The sequence below is a fragment of the Nocardia macrotermitis genome (assembly GCF_009604405.1).
GTDB lineage: Bacteria > Actinomycetota > Actinomycetes > Mycobacteriales > Mycobacteriaceae > Nocardia > Nocardia macrotermitis.
In genome coordinates this window covers 278174-297328 of sequence record NZ_WEGK01000010.1, presented here as the reverse complement: position 1 = coordinate 297328, position 19155 = coordinate 278174, and the positions used below count along the sequence as shown (strand labels likewise).

21 protein-coding genes are annotated in these 19155 nt (G+C 67.2%); 8 read left to right on the top strand and 13 right to left on the bottom strand.

The genetic code is table 11. The annotated features are described in order from the left end of the window. Nucleotides 1-63 precede the first annotated feature (63 nt). The gene (locus tag NRB20_RS23670) at nt 64-381 is read right to left on the bottom strand and encodes a hypothetical protein (protein ID WP_153412620.1); all 318 of its coding nucleotides are present in this window, start codon (nt 379-381) and stop codon (nt 64-66) included. A 108-nt stretch (nt 382-489) separates the two neighbouring features. On the opposite strand from NRB20_RS23670, the gene NRB20_RS23665 reads away from it, so the two are divergent. Then, the gene (locus NRB20_RS23665) at nt 490-1848 is read left to right on the top strand and encodes a glutamine synthetase family protein (protein WP_319945310.1); all 1359 of its coding nucleotides are present in this window, start codon (nt 490-492) and stop codon (nt 1846-1848) included. A gap of 385 nt (nt 1849-2233) precedes the next feature. After that, nucleotides 2234-2536 carry a hypothetical protein gene (locus NRB20_RS23660; RefSeq protein WP_153412618.1) on the top strand — a complete coding sequence of 101 codons (303 nt, stop codon included), beginning with the start codon at nt 2234-2236 and terminating at the stop codon, nt 2534-2536. A 364-nt stretch (nt 2537-2900) separates the two neighbouring features. Here NRB20_RS23660 and NRB20_RS23655 read toward each other — a convergent pair whose 3' ends face one another. From NRB20_RS23655 to NRB20_RS23640, 4 genes are all read right to left on the bottom strand, one after another. Then, the gene (locus tag NRB20_RS23655; protein WP_153412616.1) at nt 2901-3329 is read right to left on the bottom strand and encodes a VOC family protein; all 429 of its coding nucleotides are present in this window, start codon (nt 3327-3329) and stop codon (nt 2901-2903) included. 139 nt (nt 3330-3468) lie between these two features. Beyond that, nucleotides 3469-3837, bottom strand: coding sequence for a VOC family protein (locus tag NRB20_RS23650; protein ID WP_153412614.1), 369 nt, complete (start codon nt 3835-3837; stop codon nt 3469-3471). A 192-nt stretch (nt 3838-4029) separates the two neighbouring features. Further along, nucleotides 4030-4566, bottom strand: coding sequence for a VOC family protein (locus NRB20_RS23645; protein ID WP_153412612.1), 537 nt, complete (start codon nt 4564-4566; stop codon nt 4030-4032). Between the two features lie 86 nt (nt 4567-4652). Next, nucleotides 4653-5276 carry a TetR/AcrR family transcriptional regulator gene (locus NRB20_RS23640; protein WP_153412610.1) on the bottom strand — a complete coding sequence of 208 codons (624 nt, stop codon included), beginning with the start codon at nt 5274-5276 and terminating at the stop codon, nt 4653-4655. Between the two features lie 127 nt (nt 5277-5403). Between NRB20_RS23640 and NRB20_RS23635 the strand changes: the two genes are divergently transcribed. Then, nucleotides 5404-6537 carry a VOC family protein gene (locus tag NRB20_RS23635; protein ID WP_153412608.1) on the top strand — a complete coding sequence of 378 codons (1134 nt, stop codon included), beginning with the start codon at nt 5404-5406 and terminating at the stop codon, nt 6535-6537. 86 nt (nt 6538-6623) lie between these two features. Here the strand turns inward: NRB20_RS23635 and NRB20_RS23630 are convergent, their stop codons facing one another. The 3 genes from NRB20_RS23630 to NRB20_RS23620 form a co-directional block, all read right to left on the bottom strand. Then, nucleotides 6624-7670 (bottom strand): NAD-dependent epimerase/dehydratase family protein, encoded by a 1047-nt coding sequence (locus NRB20_RS23630; protein WP_153412606.1) that lies wholly within the window; start codon nt 7668-7670, stop codon nt 6624-6626. 84 nt (nt 7671-7754) lie between these two features. Beyond that, a complete protein-coding gene (locus NRB20_RS23625; protein WP_153412604.1) occupies nt 7755-8261 on the bottom strand; it encodes a hypothetical protein in 507 nt (168 codons plus the stop codon). A 323-nt stretch (nt 8262-8584) separates the two neighbouring features. Next, nucleotides 8585-9196 (bottom strand): TetR family transcriptional regulator, encoded by a 612-nt coding sequence (locus tag NRB20_RS23620; protein WP_153412602.1) that lies wholly within the window; start codon nt 9194-9196, stop codon nt 8585-8587. A 115-nt stretch (nt 9197-9311) separates the two neighbouring features. Here NRB20_RS23620 and NRB20_RS23615 point away from each other — a divergent pair, with 115 nt between their 5' ends. Further along, entirely contained in the window at nt 9312-10100 is a 789-nt protein-coding gene (locus NRB20_RS23615) for an SDR family oxidoreductase (RefSeq protein WP_153412600.1), read from the top strand. Nucleotides 10101-10134: 34 nt separating this feature from the next. Here the strand turns inward: NRB20_RS23615 and NRB20_RS23610 are convergent, their stop codons facing one another. Further along, entirely contained in the window at nt 10135-10746 is a 612-nt protein-coding gene (locus tag NRB20_RS23610) for a TetR/AcrR family transcriptional regulator (protein WP_319945309.1), read from the bottom strand. 89 nt (nt 10747-10835) lie between these two features. Here NRB20_RS23610 and NRB20_RS23605 point away from each other — a divergent pair, with 89 nt between their 5' ends. From NRB20_RS23605 to NRB20_RS23590, 4 genes are all read left to right on the top strand, one after another. Then, entirely contained in the window at nt 10836-11990 is a 1155-nt protein-coding gene (locus tag NRB20_RS23605; protein WP_153412598.1) for an epoxide hydrolase family protein, read from the top strand. Between the two features lie 237 nt (nt 11991-12227). Continuing rightward, on the top strand, nt 12228-12422 hold the full coding sequence (locus NRB20_RS23600; protein WP_319945308.1) for a ferredoxin: 195 nt from the start codon (nt 12228-12230) through the stop codon (nt 12420-12422). Nucleotides 12423-12434: 12 nt separating this feature from the next. Next, nucleotides 12435-13784: a cytochrome P450 gene (locus NRB20_RS23595; protein WP_153412596.1), complete on the top strand. Its 1350-nt coding sequence runs from the start codon at nt 12435-12437 to the stop codon at nt 13782-13784. Nucleotides 13785-13844: 60 nt separating this feature from the next. After that, nucleotides 13845-14471: a TetR/AcrR family transcriptional regulator gene (locus NRB20_RS23590; protein WP_153412594.1), complete on the top strand. Its 627-nt coding sequence runs from the start codon at nt 13845-13847 to the stop codon at nt 14469-14471. Nucleotides 14472-14896: 425 nt separating this feature from the next. On the opposite strand, the gene NRB20_RS23585 is transcribed toward NRB20_RS23590, so the two are convergent. From NRB20_RS23585 to NRB20_RS23570, 4 genes are read right to left on the bottom strand one after another with little or no spacing between them, the layout of a single operon-like run. After that, entirely contained in the window at nt 14897-15877 is a 981-nt protein-coding gene (locus NRB20_RS23585) for a beta-ketoacyl-[acyl-carrier-protein] synthase family protein (protein WP_153412592.1), read from the bottom strand. After that, the gene (locus NRB20_RS39355) at nt 15874-17094 is read right to left on the bottom strand and encodes a cytochrome P450 (protein ID WP_153412590.1); all 1221 of its coding nucleotides are present in this window, start codon (nt 17092-17094) and stop codon (nt 15874-15876) included. Before NRB20_RS39355 ends, NRB20_RS23585 begins: the two co-directional genes overlap by 4 nt. Further along, nucleotides 17091-17345, bottom strand: coding sequence for an acyl carrier protein (locus NRB20_RS23575; RefSeq protein ID WP_153412588.1), 255 nt, complete (start codon nt 17343-17345; stop codon nt 17091-17093). Before NRB20_RS23575 ends, NRB20_RS39355 begins: the two co-directional genes overlap by 4 nt. A gap of 15 nt (nt 17346-17360) precedes the next feature. Further along, nucleotides 17361-19010: an AMP-binding protein gene (locus tag NRB20_RS23570; protein WP_194289976.1), complete on the bottom strand. Its 1650-nt coding sequence runs from the start codon at nt 19008-19010 to the stop codon at nt 17361-17363. Between the last annotated feature and the right edge of the window lie 145 nt (nt 19011-19155).

Genomic DNA, 19155 nt, shown 5'->3' with positions numbered 1-19155 from the left:
TCGTCTCGCGGTGAAGACAGCCGAGGATGGTCGTGGCGGAGTCGGCGCGCAGGGCCCCGTCGGTTACCGGTAGATGTAGATGCCGCCGGTGCCGAACGGGATGGCGCGGTCCACGGGGTGTGGAACGCCGTTGTCATCGTTCTGGGTGCAGTCGTGGGGGAACAGTGAGTAGTGGCCGTCGCCGCCGCTGCACATGAGCGGTCGGGTGGTGCCGTAGGGACTGATCAGTATGCGTGAGGACAGCATCACGTTGTTCTGTGAGGCGAATCTGCTCGACCAGTCGTGCGGGCCGAATACGTCATTCGAATCGGCGGAGGCCAGTGGCGCCGCGGCGAGCAGAGCGGCGGCGGCGATTCCTGCACACGCGAGTACTCGTTTCATACGACCACTATCGACCATCGGGAAAGCGATGTCGTGGTGCCACCCTGGCGCACGGATCCGAGACCATCGCGGCCTCGGCGACCAGGACGAGGCGCTAGCGTGGAAGCCGTGGCGCAGACTCCGGATCGCATACCGGCCGACACTCCTCCGGCCGATGAGGTGGACGCGACGTTGGTCATCCTGTCGTTCGTCGACAACGCCGGGATAACGCGGGTGAAAACTGTTCCGGGAGCGCGGCTTTCGGACGCGGCTCGGTTCGGGGTGGGGGTATCGCCGTGTTTCGACACGTTCGGCTTCGATGATGTGATGGTGCCCGGCCGGTATCTGGGCGGCCCCGATGGGGACCTGCGCTTGGTGCCCGATCTGTCCCGGTTGACCGCGTTGGCCGCTCAGCCCGGTTGGGCGTGGGCGCCGGCGGACAAATTCACCCAGGACGGCACTCGTTTCGCGGCTTGCCAGCGGCGTTTCGCCGCACGGCAGGCGGAGCTCGCGCACGAGATGGGGCTGGAGCTGTCGATGGCGTTCGAAACCGAGTGGGCTCTGGGCGCGGACGCCACGGAGTTCGACCCGGTCGTGGAGGGTCCGGGGTACGGAATCATCCGGCTGGGCCGGGTGTCCGACTATGCGGTGGCGTTGGTCGAGGCGCTCACCCGGCAGGGCATCGAGGTGGTGCAGTTCCATCCGGAATACGCGCTCTCGCAACTCGAGTTGTCGATCGCGCCGGGCGACCCGGTGGCCGCCGCGGACGACGTGGTGCTGGTACGGCATACCATCCGCCACTTGGCGACCCGGTACGGCTGGCGTGCGCAACTGGCGCCGTGTATCGATCCGGACGGCGCGGGATCCGGTGCGCACCTTCATTTTTCGGTGCGCGACGAGCAGGGTTCACTGTTCACCGGCGGGCAGGGGCCCTACGGAATGCGGGCGGGCGGTGAGTGTTTCCTGGCCGGGGTGCTGCGGGAGTTGCCGGCCCTGATCGCGGTCGGCGCGGGCAATCCGTCGAGTTTCCTGAGGTCGCAGCCGTCCCGATGGGCCGGGGTGTGGCAGTGCTGGGGACACGAGACCCGGGAGGCGGCACTGCGTTTCATCACCGGACTGCGCGGCACCGAGGAACAGGCGGCCAACGCCGAGATCAAGTGCTTCGACGCCACCGGCAACCCGTATCTCACCGTCGGCGCCGTCATCGCGGCCGGGCTGGCGGGCATCGCCGAGGATCTGCGACTGCCGCCGGACATCCACGGCGACCCGGCGACGTGGGATCCCGCGGACCGCACCGCCGCCGGGGTCCTGCGTCTACCGACCACCGCCGCCGAGGCTGCCGACCGTCTTGCCGAATCCCGCGTACTGTCCGCCGCGATGGGACCGGAGCTGCACGATTCCGTGGTGACCGTCCGCCGCGCCGAAGCCGAACGCCACCGCCACGCCAACCCTGCGGATCTGGTCGAACTGGCCCGCTGGCGCTTCTGAAATACCATCCCGGCATCGGTTGCTGTCTTCGGCAGGTCGCTGTCACGGTGATGGGCTGACCGTCATCCGCGTGCTCGGTTGGCACGTGGCTGCCACCGTGCGCAAGCCGGAATCGTTGTGACGCAGTCGCTTCCGTGACGACTAAGAGCCGGTCGACGGCGGATGTGCCGAACGGCGGCCGTGCAAGGTTCTCGAAAGGTCTTGCTGGGAGCATGATTACGGCAAGTGAGTCTGCTGAGAAAGGATTGATCACATGCGATGGTCAACTCTGGCGGTCGTGTCGGCAGGGGCGGTGGTGTCGGCGTCGGGCTCTGCCCGAGCCCATCCGGGAGGGCCGCAGTACAGCTTTGACCGGTTCCAGTCCCCGTCGGGCAATATCGCCTGCATGATCACCGACGGTACCGATGTTCGTTGCGATGTCCGCGATTTCGTGTTCACTCCGCCGGCGCAGCCGGTAGGTGGTTGTGGCGCAAGCGGTTACGGGCACACGGTCACCATGGCGGTCGGCCGCGCGGCGCAGTTCACCTGCGCCGGAGACACGGTGGCGGATCCGGGCCTGCCGGTGCTCGGCTACGAAACCACCACGGGGGTGGGACAAGTCGAGTGTTACAGCACCACGGACTACATGTATTGCAGCGCCGGCAGTCACTACTTCCGCCTGTCCCGCGACGCTTACACCTTGCGGTGAGCATGGCGCGATCCGACGAGAGCGGCTGATTCCCGGCCGCGGATGCCGCTGATCCGGAAGATATCGTAGAGTCCGGGCTTTCGCTCGGGCCGATCAGCGAGCCGGTCGGGGTGAATGGTCGGCTCCAGCTCGACCGGCGGAGGGGACTTGTTCCGAGGGAGCTCTATTCCGCGGTCGGGATGCGAAGGGGCGGTCGATAGCGCTGCCCGAACAGACCGACCGCACGGTACCGCGTACCGGGAAACCGGTCGATGCTTCATGGGAGCGCTGGCAGAATGTTCCCGCATGGATCGGAGTTTCGAAGAGTTCGTGGACGACTCCGCGGCAAGAGTCGATGTCGGATAGCGTTCTGCCGCAATGATTCTCATCCCGCAGCGGGCACTCTGCGGACAGGTCGGGAGGGTCCTTCGCTCGGTGTTCCTGCCGCAGCCGCGGTGGCGATGCAGAACGGGTGCCCGGCGGGGTCGACGAGGACACGGAAACGCTGACCGCCGGGTTGCTGGGATGCGAGCGTGGCACCGTGGTGGATCAGGTGCTGTTCGGTCGGTGCGAGGTCGTCGACCTCGAAGTCGAGGTGGAGTCGGCGCGGTGCGGAGGGGTCGGGCCATGGCGGTGGCTGATGGTTGGCGACGCGTTGAAAGTCGAGGCGGACACCGTGGTCGCTGGTGAGTACGACGAAATCCGGACTGCCCGAGCGCAATTGCCCGCCGAGAAACACCTGATAGAACTGGGCGAGTCGGGTGGGGTTCGGGCAGTCGATGGTGACGGCGAACAGGCGGGCGGTGGGGGTCATTCTGCATATGCTCCCAGCCGCGGAATTCGGTGGTTCGGCAACGGAGTCCGCCATCGGATCGGCGCATGCTGGGGTCGAGGCCGCAGCGGAGCAGCCCCGGTTTCCCCGTCGAGCATGGTGATCGCGGCGCGCGGGTTGGCTAGCCCCAGTTGGTGGTGAGGGTGAGGCAGAAGGGGTGGCCGCTGGGGTCGAGTAGGACGCGCCAGGTCTCGCCGGGTTGGAAATCCGGTACTGTGGCGCCGATTTCGACCAGTTGTTTGCTGGCGATGTCGAGGTCTTCGACTGCCAGGTCCAGGTGGAACTGTTTGGTGCCGTTCTCGTTCGGCCAGGTCGGTGGCTGGTAGTCGGGGATCGTGCCGAAGCCGAGTGCGTGGTCCGGGCCGGTGAGCATGGCGTATTCGTCCTGTGCGTGTGCGATCTTCCAGCCGAGCGCTGCTGCCCAGAATTCCGCGTCTCGCCGGGCGTCGGCGCTGTCCAGAGTGAGCATTTTCAACGTGGCGATCGCCATGGGGTTTCCTCTCCGCAGCAGAATTACTGTCAGCAAGCAGCCTGCAATATCGATGCCGTGTGCGATTGCAAAAACGCGACATCGACCTGTGTTCGAGATCGGCGGCAGGGTGCAAGGCGGATCGCTGATGCCCGCGTGCTGAGGGCGTACGACGGATCCATCGCGACGTCTGCCGGCGTCGACGTAGGTCGGCTAGTGGTCGGTTCGGTTCGCGGTAAAGTGTTGCGGGACTTTGTGATTCGTGCGGGGGCCGCCGGGGGTGTCCAGGCCGTATCGGTCGGCCTCGGCGGTGAGGTCCAGTGGTGTGGTGGGGGTCGTCATGTTCGCCAGCTCTGTCGCGATCGCCGAGTCCGGCACGAGCCAGCACACTTCGAATTCGAGACCGTCGGGATCGGCTCCGTACAGGGATTTGGTGACGGCGTGGTTCGAGGCGCCGGTCAGTGCTCCGGCGGTCCGCAGTGCGTCACCGATCCGTGCCAGCTCTCGGAGGGTGTCGACCTCCCATGCCAGGTGGTACAGCCCTACTCGGCCGGTATCGTGCCGGGAGGTCTGCTCGGGGCCCTGGAACAGCCCGAGGTCGTGGTCGTTGGCCGACCCGGCCGCTTGCAGGAACACCCCTCCCGGAATTCGGCCGATCGGGCGGAATCCGAGGACGTCGCAGTAGAACGCGGTCGAGCGCTCCAGGTCGGAGACGAACAGGACGGCGTGGTTCAGACTCTGGATGGGCATGAAGCGCTTCCGTTCGGCGATGGGCTGCTTGGACTTTCGTTGGGAAAATACCCGGGCGGGGGTCTGGCGCCGAGTGGCGTTTCTGCTCAGCGGGAAGCGCGGGGTTCAGCCGCGGGGCGAGGCAGGTGCGCGGTGGCGATCCGCCGGGCTTCCTCCGGCGCGATGCCCAGCGCTCGCAGAATCAGTTCGGCGATGCTCGAACCGGCGTCGCGCCAGGTCTGACGCCCTTCGAGCACCGAACCCATCGCGCTGACCGTGCTGCCGACGACCAGTGATGCGATGCTCAACGCCATCGTGGCGGGCACGGTGTAGCGGCCCGTGGCGATCCCGGTGTCGATGTCGCGCATGGGTGGTCCGGCCAGGACGGTGTGCAGCGATTCCTCGGTGAGGCCGAACCGGACCACGAACCTGCCGAGCGGGGGATTGTCGTGCGGCAGGCGGGTGAACAGTCGTATTCCGGTTGCTAGCCGCAGTGCGGGGTCGTCCGCGCCGGTGTTGTCGAGCGTGGCGGCGATGCCCGCGTGGATCTCGGTGGTGATGCTGTCGATGAGGCTGGAATAGAGCTTCTCGACCGATTCGATGTTCCGATAGAGGGTTCCGCGGGCGACCTGGGCCTCCTCGGCCAGCTCACTCATCGTCACGTCGGGACCGCCGCGGCTGGCGAACAGTCGCATCGCCGCCGCGTTGATCCTGGCCTCCGTCGGGGTCACCCGAATCTCCTCGCCGGTCTGGGGTGAACGTTCCTCTCGTAGCCCGATAATACCGTGATGAACACTATTGACTCAGATTGAACACTACTGTTCAATCTGTGGGGAGTGAGGCGGAAGGGGACAATCGATGAACGGCCATCACGATGTGCACTCAGATCTGCACAGCGAAGCGGGCGCGCTGCCGGGTGAACATCCCGGCCGGGCGCGCAACCCGGTGGTGAAGGTGCGCGACCTGGCGTGGCTGGAGTTCGAGAAGCCCGACCTCGACGACGCCGAAATATTCGCGCGCGCATTCGGTTTCACGACCGCGTTGCGGACCGAGGCCGAGTTGCATTTGCGGGGAACCGATCCGGGCTCGCCGTGTGTGCTGATCCGCCGAGGTGTGCGGTCGCGGTTCATCGGTCCGGCATTTCGCGCTGCGGATTCGGCGGATCTGCTGCGACTGGCCGAGGTGGGCGGGAGTTCACCGGCTCCGCTGCCGGAAACTCTTTCCGGGTACGCGGTCGATCTGCGCGATCCGAACGGTCTGCGTGTCCGGGTCGTCGCGGATGTCGGTGTGCTGGCGGAATTGCCTGCGCAACAACCACTTACGATCAACACCTGGCACGATGTCGCGCGGGTCGGTGCGGTGCAGCGGCCCCCGCGAGCCCCCGCGCGGGTGCAGCGGCTCGGACATGTGGTGGTGCAGACCACCCGCTATCGGCAGACGCTGGATTGGTATCTCGAGCATCTGGGCCTGATCGTCAGCGACTTCCTCTACCACGGCGGTCGGCGTGAGCGCGGCCCGGTGATGAGTTTCATCCGCTGCGACCTCGGCGGCACGCCCACCGATCATCACACCCTGGCGTTGATGCTCGGCCCGGCGGACAAGTACGTGCATTCCGCCTACCAGGTCAGTGATCTGGATGCGCTGGCGGCAGGAGGAGAATACTTGCGGGAGAACGGGTTTCGGCGGTCCTGGGGAATCGGCCGCCATATCCAGGGCAGCCAGATCTTCGACTACTGGCGTGACCCCGACGGCTTCATGGTCGAACACTTCACCGACGGCGACCTGTTCGACAACACCCTCGAACCCGGCTGGGCTCCGATGACAGCCTCCGGCCTGTCCCAGTGGGGTCCACCGGTAACCAAGGACTTCCTCGGCCTCGCCCCCGTCGGCGCGGCACTACGCGAACTACGCGCCTTCGCCACCGCACTGCGCGAGGACAACGAATTCGACCTCCATCGCCTGCGTGGCCATCTGAAGGTGGCGAACTCGTGAGTTCGCGGCTCTGATCGTCGCGCGGGTCCCGAATTCGATTGCGGGTCGAGCGATCCAGAGAATGAAGGGCAATCGGTGGCGGATTGTCAATGGGGACAAGGGTTATCGGTTTGGAGGTAGGTGTCCTCGGTTCGGTAGTCGAAGGAATGGGTGAAGAAGGTGTCGGTTGTGGGTAGGGTCCAGAGTCCGTCGGGAGCCTGGTGGGCGGTCGAGACGAGCCAGTCGATTTCGGTGGTGACTGTTGTCGAGTAGTTGCCGATCGGCTTGTAGCCGAGGGTGGTGGATGCAGTGGTGTCCAGCGTGATCGGTGGTCGGGAGTCCCAGGGGTGATGGCCGAGGATGGGGTCGGGGTGGTTGTCGAGGAGTACCTGGTCCCAAGTATGGGCGAGATGATCGGCGATGATGTGGGCGATTTCGCGGCCGGTCGGTGCGTCGGGGTCGGCGCTGTTGAGGATGCGGCAGCCTGGTTGGGCGGCAATGGTTTCGATCAATGCGGCGGTGTTCGCGGCGGCGGTTGGGTGGTCCACGCCGAGTCCGTGTCCGGCCAGCAGGATTGCCGGGCGTCGGTCCAGGGCGCGTTTCACGAAGTACCACTCGCGGGGGCGGCGGGCGTGGGGGCCGTGTGCCTTCGACGGCCGCACGACGGTCACTGGGTAGCCGCTGTCGAGTAGAACGTGTTCGGCGGCAACCTTGTTCGCTCCGTAGCCTGCTCGGGTGGTGTAGTCGCCGTTTCCGGGTGCGAGGGTCGGCCAGGTTTCCGGTATGGGGCCTGGGAAACGCGGTGGCTCCGTGGAATTCGGATGTCGTCCCGCTTCGTCCTGATAGACCGCTTTGCTGGAGATCATGACCGTTGCCGTGGCATCTCGTGCGAACGGCAGTAGTTGCCGGGCGTGTTCGGCGGTGTAGCAGACGCAGTCGATCAGTAGGTCCGCGCCGTGTCCGTAGACCGCTGTGAGCTGTGCCGGGTCGTGTCGATCGGCGGCGACGAATCGTCCTCCGGCAGAGGCGATCTCGCTCGGCAGTCTGCCTGCTTCTCGCCCTACGATGTCGACTGTCCAGCCTGCGGACAACAGGTGTCGAGCGACGGCGATTCCGATGACACCGGTCCCTCCCAGTATGAGCGCGCGCTTCATGGGGCCGACGATACTGTCGTGGTGGCGGTGTCGATGGAAAGAGCCGTCCCGGTGGGTGTTTCGGGGACGGCTCTTCGATGTGGGTCAGTAGCAGTACTCGTAGTCGTAGTTGCCGATGTAGTGGCATTCCTGTTGGTATTGCCACTGGTCGGGGACGTCGGAGTTGGGGATCGAGGCGCCGGATATGCCGCCGATGATCATGCCGCCGATGATGCCGGCTGCGACTGCGGCGATGCCGATCGGGAAGGCGAGGGGGATGAGTACGCCGCCGGACAGGACGCCGAGTACGACGGCGATGAAGATGCCGGTGGCTATGCCGCCGAGGGCGCCGAGTGCGATGCCCGCGCTGATGCTGCGCTGGCGCGGCGAGGTGAGTTCCCAGTGGCCGATGTCCTCGGCGGATACCCGTGCTACCAGGTGGGTTCGGTCGACGTGGGTGCCGAGGTCGGTGGTGCGGTCGCCCATGTTCAGGTGGAGGAGGAGTGCGGCGACCGGTGAGCCGTCGGCCGCGACGATCGTGACCGTGCTGTCGTCCAGGCGCAGGGTGCCGCCGGTGACGTCGAGCGCGATGGCGTTGCCGTCACGACGCATCTAGAAGCCGACGCCGTGGTCGGTGCCGTGCGCCGTGACGGGTGAGATGAGCGTGGTGGGAGCCGGGGTGGATGTCGGGTGAACATAAGACTGTGCATCCCGAAAAGTGGTGGGGGATAGGGACTTTGGACACTCGGTGAGACGGATCCGGCCGAGGATTGCAGTGTGAGTCCTCGGTTTCCGGTCCGAGCGGCGAAAATCGTTGGCGGTTATGGGCTTTGACGAGCTGTCGGGGGAGTTATCGGGGCTGGGGTTTGTGTTTACCCGGGGAACCCCGTGACTTTCGGTCGGCGCGATCGGTGACCTCTGTATACCTCGTCCGTCTACTGCGGACGTCCGCCGAGGGCGGCCAGGACGGTCTTGAAGGTCAGGTCGGCTCGCGCGCCCGCTTCTCCGAGCGTGCCTTCCGCCGCGGACGGCAGATCCGGTGACTCGACGGGCAGCCGGGCGACTTCGTGCACTACCGCCAGGTAGATACCCCGGCACCACGCCGTATCGGTGGCGGTGATCTCGCCGGCGTCGCGTAACCGGGTGAACAGCAGGTCGAGTCCGGCGACGACGTCATCGTTCGGCGGGGTCATCTCGGTCTGCGGGTCGGCGGTGAGTTCCATGGCCACCCGGTTGCTGACCTTGAGCTCGAATAGCAGCTCGGTCAGCCGGTGCAGGGCCGCGACGGGCGGCGCCGTCGCCACCCGCGCCTGCTCGATCGCGTGCAGGTAGCGCTCGTGCAACAGCTCGGTCAGCGCCTCGAGCAGCGCCTTTCGGGACGAGAACCGGCGGTGCACGGTGGCGCGCGCGAGCCCTGCCACGTCGGCGATCCGTTCCAACGTCGCGTTCGGGTCGGCGGCCAGGGCCTCCTCGGCCGCCTCCAGGATCCGAGCCGTGCTGCGCTGCGCGTCCGCCCGCACGCGCCGCGGCTCGACGTCTGCGCTCATATCACCTCCAGTGTTCCGGATCAGCTTACATTCGGAGCGTCAGCGGATCACCTATTGATTTAAATAAGACTTGTATGTTGCACTTATGGCGACAACTCAGACAGAGGAGAATATCATGGATCTGGATATTGCGGGCAAGCGCGTCCTCGTGACCGGGGCGAGCACCGGCATCGGATTGGCGATCGCCGAGGCATTCCTCGCCGAGGGGGCCGAAGTCGTCGCGGTGTCCCGGAAATCCACGCCCGAGCTCGAGGCCACCGGCGCGAGGTTCGTGTCCGCCGACCTGAGCACACCCGGCGGACCGCGGCAGCTGGTCGAGCAGGTGCTCGCGGCCGATCCGCGGCTCGATGTGCTCGTCAACAACGTCGGCGGCGGCGAAGCGTCCGACGCCGACCTCCTCGATCCCTTCGGCGGCTCGCCCGGGGCCTGGGATCATGCGCTCGGGCTGAACCTCCTGGCCGCCGTGGAGGCGACGCGTGCCGCGATGCCCGCGTTGATGCGGTCGCGGGGGGCGGTCGTCAATACCAGCTCGGCCGGCGCCCGCGACCCGCGTGGCGTCCCGCTGTCCTACGCCGCGGCGAAAGCCGGACTCAATGCCTTCTCTCGTGGGTTGGCGGAGAAGGTCGCGGAATCGGGGGTCCGGGTCAATGTCGTCTCACCCGGCTCCGTGCGAACCCCGATGGTCGTGGGCGCGGATGGCTACGTCGGCAGGTTGGCGGCAAGCATGGGCGTGGATCACGACACGTTGATCGCCGCCATGCCCGCGCAGTCGGGAATGGTGACCGGCACGTTGATCGAACCGGCCGAGATCGCCCGCGCCGTGGTTCTGCTCGCGTCGCCGAGGATGCCCAGCGCGGTCGGCTCCAACTGGATCATCGACGGCGGGACGCTCAAGACTCCGTGAGAACCTTTGTCCGCGAGGGTATCTGGTGTCCTGGTCAGGTCGCGGGTGCGCGGAGATCTTCGGGGTGGCCGGCTGCGAGAGTGATCGCGCGTGTCTCGGGGACGCCCAGCATCAGCAGGCTGGTGATCGTCGCGGCCCGGGGGCCGGACGGGTCGTTGTCCGCGATGGTGAAGACGACGCCGTAGGCGATCTGGCTCAGGATGTCCGCCGGTAGGTGCCGGGCGAATACGTCGCTGTCCTGGCCGCGTCGCACGAGCTCGGCGAGGAGTTCATCGACCGGGCCGAGCAGGCTGTGGATCGCCGCGCCGTACTCGCCGCGGCGCAGTGCCAGCAGTACTCGGTACCGATGGGTCACGGGCCAGACGTGTGCGATGAATTCGGCCCACATCGCATCGGCCGCCGCGTCGGTGGCGGCGAGTTCGGTGAGTACGGCCGTCATCTCGGTGACGGCGCGTTCGGTGAGGGTGCGGATCAGGTCGAGGCGGGAGGGAAAATGGCCGTAGACCGTGCGGCGGACAACGCTTGCGGCGGAGGCGATTTCGCCCATTCCGGCGTCGGGGTTCGCGCCCAGCACGTCGAGGGCGACGTCGAGGATGCGGTCGCGGGTCTCGTTCATCGCGCGCGTGCGGGGGGACTCGGTGGGCACGCCGTCATTGTTGCACACTGGTGTGCAATGAAATAGATTGCACGCCAGTGTGCAACGGAGGGTTGCGCTTCGACGCCCAGGAGATGGCAATGACCGCATCGACCTCCACCCTCGTCCGCCCGTTCACCGTCTCGATCTCGGATTCGGAGATCGACGACGTGCGGCGACGGCTGGCCGGAACGCGATGGCCGGATCCGGAAACGGTGAGCGACTGGTCGCAGGGGGTGCGCGTGGCGAACGCCCGATCGCTGGTCGACTACTGGGAGCGCGGCTACGACTGGCGGCGGCTGGAGTCCGAACTCAATCGTTTCCCGCAGTTCCTGACCGAGATCGACGGGCTGGACATCCACTTCATCCACGTCAGGTCCAAGCATCCGGACGCGATGCCGCTGCTGCTCACGCACGGATGGCCGGGCTCGATCCTCGAGTTCCTGAAGCTGATCGGCCCGCTGACCGATCCGGTCGCGTTCGGGGGAGACACCGCTGATTCCTTCGACGTCGTCATTCCGTCGCTCCCTGGGTTCGGGTTCTCTCGGAAACCCACGGAAACCGGGTGGACCGTCTCTCGCATCGCGAGCGCGTGGGCGGAGCTGATGAAGCGGCTCGGCTACCTGAGATGGGTTGCGCAGGGCGGTGATTGGGGTGCAGTCGTCACCACCGCCCTCGGCGCAGTGCAACCCGAGGGGCTGCTCGGAATCCACCTGAACACCCAGTACGCCTTTCCCGCGCAGATACCCGACACCCTGTCGCCCGACCAGCGCTACGCAGTGGAGACCCTCGCCCGCTATACCGGCGAACTCGGCGGTTCGAACCACCTCCAAGGCACGAAACCCGAAACCGTCGGATTCGCCCTGGCGGACTCTCCCGCAGGTCAGGCGGCCTGGATCTACGAGAAGTTCCAGTCCAAGACCGACAATCAGGGCCTGGCCGAGGACGCCATCGCCGTCGACGACATGCTCGACACGATCTCCCTCTACTGGTTCACCAACAGCGCGGCGTCCTCGGCCCGCATCTACTGGGAGAACCGCTCGGCGAGCATGGCGGGCCCGAAACTGACGCTCCCGGTCGCGGTGACCGTCTTCCCGAAGGACATTCCCCGCCTGCCGCGCAGCTGGATCGAAGACACCTACACCAATCTGATCCACTACGGCGAGGCCGCCGAGGGGGGACACTTCGCGGCCCTGGAACAACCCGAGATCCTGGTGGACGAAATTCGTACCGGTCTGCGGACTCTGCGGTCCTGAGGTCGGCGTGGATGTCGGTGCCGGGGATGTACGGCGGATTCGACATCTCGCTCGCCGAATCCGGTGCCGAAGTCGAACTGAGTGTGGAGAGTTGGCGCTGACCGTTCGCCGGTGTGGGGAGCGCTTCGACACGTCACCGTTCGAATCGTCTTGCGCTCGCTATCTCTAAGACTTTAGAGTTATCGCGGAATGTGTTGGGTCCCAACGCCGACTCGAACCCGATGAAGGGAATCGATTGTGAGAGTTCAAGTGGACGCCGAACGCTGCCAGGGGCATACCCTGTGCGCGATGATCGCGCCGAAGGTCTTCACGCTCAGCGATTTCGACGGGCATTCGTCGGCGATCGGTGCGGACGTTCCCGCTGATCAGGGTGAGAACGCGCGGGAAGCCGTGCACTCGTGCCCTGAGCGCGCCATCTCCGTCGTCGAATAGGGCGGGCGGACAATGACTGTCGAGAACATCGCACACCGTCAGCCGGAATATCGATTCGATCGGCACCTGCCGCAGTATCGCGGGCGATTCGGCGAGATCACCGCCGAGATGCAGAGCGAGTGCCCGGTCGCCTGGTCGGACACCTACGGCGGGCACTGGGTCGCCGCGGGGAACCGGGAGGTGTTCGAGCTGGCCCGCTGCCCGTTCGTGTCCAATGATCATGACCCGCAACAGGTTCGGCGCGGGTACAAGGGCATCTCCATCCCGTCGCCGGACGTGCCGGGGATGGTCCGCTCGGGCATTCTGGAGATGGATCCGCCCGAGCAGAAGGATCTGCGCGGCGCGCTGAATCCGTATCTGTCCCCGGCGGCGGTGCAGCGCTGGATTCCGTTCGTGGACGAGGTGATTCGCGCCGCGATCGACGAGCGGATCGAGACCGGCAGCATCGATTTCGTCGACGATCTGGCCAATATCGTGCCCGCGGTGCTCACGCTGGCGATGATGGGCATCCCGATCGCGCACTGGAACATCTACAACGAGCCCGCGCACGCCTCGGTCTACACCCCGCCGAACTCGCCCGATCAGGCCCGTGTGAACAAGATGCGCGAGGCCATGCGCGTGGATCTGATGGCCAATTACGTGGAGATCAAAGCGAATCCGCGGCCGGGCATGATCGACGCGGTGGCCCGGGCGATCGTGGTCGGCGAGCCGATCGCGGACGGCGATGCGCTGGGCATGCTGGCCCTGATCATCGGCGGCGGCTTCGACACCACCACCGCGCTCACCGCGCACGCGCTCGAGTGGCTCTCGGAGAATCCGGAGCAGCGCGAATTGCTCAGTCGCGAGCGCGAACTCATGCTCGACGCGGCGACCGAGGAGTTCCTGCGGTACTTCACCCCCGCGCCCGGTGACGGCCGCACCTTCGCCGAGGACTGCGAAGTGGGCGGCAAGCAGTTCAAAGAAGGTGAGCGACTGTGGCTTTCGTGGGCCATGGCCAACCGCGATCCGCAGGCGTTCGACAATCCGGACGAGATCGATCTGGAGCGGCGCGGTAACCGGCACTACAGTTTCGGCCTCGGCGTGCACCGCTGCATCGGATCGAATATGGCGCGCATGGTGTTCAAGCGGATGTTGCAGGCGGTGTTCGATCGGATGCCGGACTATCGTTGCGACCCGGACCGCGCGGTGCACTACGACACCATCGGCGTCATCCAGGGGATGAAGCATCTGCCCGCGACGTTCGCCCCGGGGCCGCGGCTGGGTTCCGGACTGGACGAGACGCTGGCGGAACTACAGCGGATCTGCGATACGCAGCGGCTGGCCGAACCGATCACCGCCGCGCGCGCTCGGGCGGAGAGCTGAACCCGCCGGTCACCGTGGCACAACCGGTGAGGTCGGTGGCCGATTAGACTGGCGGCGATCATGCGGAGGAAACCAGACGCCGCCAGTCGCCGCCGCGAACTCTGCGATGCGGCCATTCAATTGCTGGCACAGGAGGGCCCGAAGGGGCTGAGCCACCCCAAGGTCGACCTGCGGGCGGGAGTCCCCAAGGGGACGACGTCGTTCTATTTCCGCACTCGGGAGGCGCTGCTGCTGGGGCTCGCCGAGCGATTGGCCGAACTGGACATGGCGGATCTGCGCGCGGTCGCCGGTCCCGGAACCGGCGACCCGGACCCGCCGCCGGTCTCCCGGCTGGCGGTGGCCATCACCCGGGCGGTGACGGGCGACGGCCTGCCCCGGACCAGGGCGCGGCTCGCGTTGATGTTGCAGGCCGAGCGCCGGTCCCCGCTGGCGGAGGTCTTTCATCGCAACTCGGAGATCCATGCCGAGTTGCACCGGGAGATCGTGGTGCAGTCGCTGCCGCCGGGCGAAGCGGTGGATCCGGACGTCGTCTCGGATCTGACGTTCGCGACCTTGAACTTCATCAGCGGCTACCTGATGAGCGTCGCCACCGACGAGTCGGCCGTGCGCAGCGCCGAGCAACTGGACCAGATCCTGATCGGCATCGCCGACGGCCTCGCGGCGCGGTCGCGGCAACCGACTCGCTGAGGATTGGAGTGGTTCGGTGTCCGGCCCACAGCACCGTCCGTCCGCGGCGGCCAACGGATCTGGCGGGCAGCGGATGTGGTGGGCAACGGATTCGGTGGACAACGGATGTGGTGGGCAGGGGATTCGGTGGACAACGGATTCGGCGGGCAGCCTATTCGGCGGGCAACGGATGTGGCGGGCAGCCGATTCGGCGGGCAACGGATTCGGTGGACAACGGATGTGGTGGGCAGGGGATTCGGTGGACAACGGATTCGGCGGGCAGCCGATTCGGCGGGCAACGGATGTGGCGGGCAGCCGATTCGGCGGGCAACGGATGTGGCAGGCAACGGATGTGGCGGGCGGCGGATTCGGTGGACAACGGGCGCGGCGGACAGCGGACGCGGCGTCGGCCCGGTCGACGCCCCGAGCACGTCAGGCCCGGCCCATCACACCGTCTTCTCGACGACCAGGCACGTGGCGGTGAATCCGATGCCGGTGGTGATCAGCAGTGCGATGGCACCGGTGGGCAGCGTCGGATTGGATTCGGCGTCGACGAGATTGGCGAGCATATCGCCCGCGCCGAGATGTCCGGTGTCGTCACCGAGCAGCCGCACATGGGCTCGCAGCGGCTCGGGCAGGGCGGGCGTGACGGATTGGCGGGTGACGAGGGTGCCGAGCCGGGGCGGATAGACGGCGAGGATACGCGGGTCGTCCTCGGCCAGACCGGCATCGGCGAGTGCCTCCCGGACGACGGTCGCGATGGTCTTGCGGACGGCGAAGGCGTTGTCGGCGAAGCCGATCGCCGGGGTGCGGCGATTCGTGGTGAGGCGGAACGGATGATCCGGCGGGAAGGTCTCCTCGAGGCGAGGATTGCCCGCGGTGACCAGCGCCGCTACCCGGAAGGCGCCGGTACCCCGCCCCAGCAGCGCGGCCGCCGCGCCGTCGCCGTAGGCCATCGCGGGCGCGGAAGCCCAACGGGGAAAAGGCAATCCGGTGAAATCGCTCGCCGACGCGGCCAGTGCGTATCGGGTGCGCTGCTCGGTGGCCAGGCCGGTGACGCAGTGCTGTATCGCGGCGGCTCCGCCGTTGGACATCTGGGTGATGCCGAGCGCGACCGCATGGTCCGCGCCCAGGCGGCGGGCGATGTGATGCGGCGAGGACCACGGCGACAGCTCGGAGAAGTGAACTTCGGTGTACGCGAACAGATTCAGCTCGGCCGGGTCGAGTGCGGCATCCTTCAGCGTCTCCTCGCAGGCCCGCAGACCCAGTTCCCAGGAGGGTTCCGTGGTGACGGTGACGGCTCGGGCCGAACAGATCGGCAGGTCCCGCACGTCGAGTTGGCCCTCGGTTACCGCGTCCGCGGCGGTCGACAGGGTCTCCGGCAGCACGCACGCGGTCGAAATGATCGAAATACCATCGACTTTCATACTTGCTCCAGTCGCACCGGCACCGAGACCGGATTCCAGGCGATCACGCCGATGTTCCAGGCCAGTTCCGCCGGTTCGGCCGCCAGGGACAGCCGCGGGAAGCGGCGGAACAGGGCGGGCAGCGCGACGGCCGCCTCCAACCGTGCCAGCGCCGCGCCGACACAGTAGTGCGCGCCGTAACCGAACGCGAGATGCGTTCCACGGGTGGCGTTCTCGTCGAACAGCAGGCTGTCGGGGCGGTCGAACACGCGCTCGTCCCGGTTGACCGCGGGCAGGCTGATCAGCACCAGATCGCCCGGCTCGATGTTCGCCTCGCCGAGTTCGACGGGACCCACGGCGAAGCGCCAGGTGGTGTGCAGGGTGGGCGGGCGGTACCGGAGCAACTCGTCGACGAGGGCGGCGCATTCGCGTTCGTCGTCCAGCATCCGTTGCAGCGCAGGCTGATCGGCGATCGTCGCGGCGCCCGCGCCGAGCAGGGTCGCGGTGGTGTTCATGCCGCCGATGATGGTCGTCACGATCGTCGCGGCGACCTCCTGCAGCGTCCACTCCCCGCGCTGGTGCAGCTGGATCAGATGGCTGATGAGCCGGTCGTCGGGGTGTGCGCGCTTGTGGTCGATCTGATCCAGGGCACTGTCCATCAGCGCCCCGATCGTCGCGGCGAGTGTGGTGGACGGGCGGCCGCTGGCGAAGTCGGTGGCCAGCGCGTTGATCGTGGAGACCTCCTCGGCGGGCACGCCGAGCAGATGCGCGGTCACGTGGGCGGGAATCGGTTCGGCGAACTGCGCCATGAGATCCGCTGCGGGACCGCCGGACATGCGGTCGAGGCAGTCGGCGGTGACGGATTCGACGATCCGCCGATACCCCTTGACCGCCTGCGCGGACAGGAACGGGCGGTAGGCGGCGCGCAACCGCTGATGATCCGGTCCGTCGGTATTGAGGACGTGCCGCCCGAACACCACCGTCGCGTCGTCGGGGTAGCGGCGGCCGCCGAAGATACCCGCGGGGTTCGGTGACCTGCGGGGATCCTTGATCAGCTCGGGATGATTCAGCGCCCGCTTGGCCTCGGCATGGCGGGTGACCAGCCAGATCTCCGGCCCGTCGGGCAGTCGCACCCGGCAGACCGCGGCCCGCTCACGCAGCAGCGCCAGGGTTCGATCGGCGTCGTCGGCGCTCGCCCACACCGGCAGCGTCTCGACCGCGGACTCCGCCGAACTCACTTCCGCTCTCCCGCTATCAGCCGGGCCAGATCGGCGACGGTGCGCACCCGCAGCATCGCCTCGTTCTCCAGAAGGGAAGCGCCCGTTGTGTTTTCGAGCAGAGTGACCGCGTGCACCAGGCGCAGTGAATCGGCCCCCGGCAGACTCAGCAGCAGCGTTTCCGGCTCCACGAGTTCGGGCTGGATCATCAGCACGATGACGAGTTTCTGCCGGACGAGGTCCAGCGCTTCGGATTCGGACAGTGTGCTCATATCATCGCTTTCCGCTCATCCCCGGTGGTCCGGGGTGGATATCCGGCCGAGAAGCTCGCGCGTCGCCGAGCGCCGCCATTTGCCGCTGGTCGTGCGCGGTAGCTGTCCCTTGCCGACGACGTGGACCGCCACGTCGGGCAGACCGCAGGCCTGCGCGACCGCGGTGCGGACCAGCTGCGCGACCGCGGGGCCGTCCGGTTCGTCGCTCTCCACGACCAGGACGGCCTGTTCGGCGGCGGGATCGACCAGCGCAACGCAGTGCCGCCGGTACACGCCGGGCACCTGTCCGGCCACCGCCTCGAGATCCTCGGCGTACAGGTTGCGACCGGAGAGGATGATCATGTCCTTGATCCGCCCGCACACGAAAAGCTCTCGCTCGCTGAGGAATCCGATGTCGCCGGTGCGCAGCCAGCCGTCGTGGAAGGCCGCGGCCGTCGCGGCGGGATCGTCGAGGTATCCGGTCATCAGCGCGGGGCCGCGGATTTCGACCTCTCCGCAGTAACCATCGGCGACGGCCGCCCCGGACGGGCCGGTCAGGCGGATCTCCATGCGGTCGGTCGCCGCGCCGAGCGATACCAGGGTCGTCGCACCGGACCGCGGCTCGGCCTCCGCGCGGATCTCGGCGCGTTCTCCGCTGGTGAGGGAATCCAGTTGCGCCGCAACAGTTCTGGTTACATTTCCCGGGATGTTTCCGGTGACCGAGAAGGTGGCCTCGGCCAGGGCGTAGCCGGGGATCATCACGCCCGGGCGAACTCCCCACGGCGCCAACGCTTTCGGGAACCGGTGCAGCGTGGTCGCGGTCACGCGTTCGCCGCCGTTCACCGCGAACCGCCACCGGCTCAGGTCCGACCCGCCCAGCGCGTCGCCGCCCGCCGCGGTGATCATCCGGTCGAAGGCGAAGTTGGAGCCGGTCAGGCCGGTTCCGCGGATATCGGCGAGGTACCGCAGCGCACCGGCGGTGTCCCGGATGAACTGGACCGTCGGCATCAGATGGGCCTCGGCGCCCGCGGCCATCGCGGTGAGCAGACCGAACAGCCCGAGATCGTGAAACAGCGGTGCCCACAACAGAATTCGATCCTCCGCGGTGACCCCGGCGCGGACCGCCGACCCGGCCGTCGCGCTCAGGGCCGCGCGATGGGATATCAGAACTCCCTTCGGGGCGGCCGTCGAGCCCGAACTGAATTGCAGCACAGCGGTATCGGAGGGTCGCGCCGGGGCGACGGCGGGGGGATCGGCCGACAGGGCGCACTCCTCCACCCGGATCACCGTGACATCGCAGCGGCTCGCCAACTCCGCGCCGAACTGCCCGAACGCGCCGGCCACGAGGACATGTCGCATGCGGGCCGCGGCGATCATCGGGCCGAACTGGGCCATCGGGTCGTTGCCGGTCAACCGCACCGGCAGCACGCACGCCGCCGCGCCCGCGACCACGGCCCCGAAGAATCCCGCTACGAACCCGGAACTGTTGGGCGCCAACACTCCTACGGTTTCGCCGGGCCGGACACCCGCCGCGATCAGGCGGTGAGCCACGCCGTACGCCGACGCCGGTATGTCGCGATAGGGGACCGCCGTCCCCTCGGCCGGAAAGACGATCCTGCCCGGGTGCGAATGGAAGGAATCCACCAGCTCGGACATCGACTCGAACGTCGCCCAATCACCCACCATGAGGCACCCACCATCTCCAACGTCATCCACTCCGGCAGCGAACAGCAGACCCGACATCCTCGGTGACCGAAACATCCGGATACCGGTCAGTACCGTAATGTCGGCCGGGTCGGCGCGCGACTCGAACCCGAAGCCGCGCAGCGGG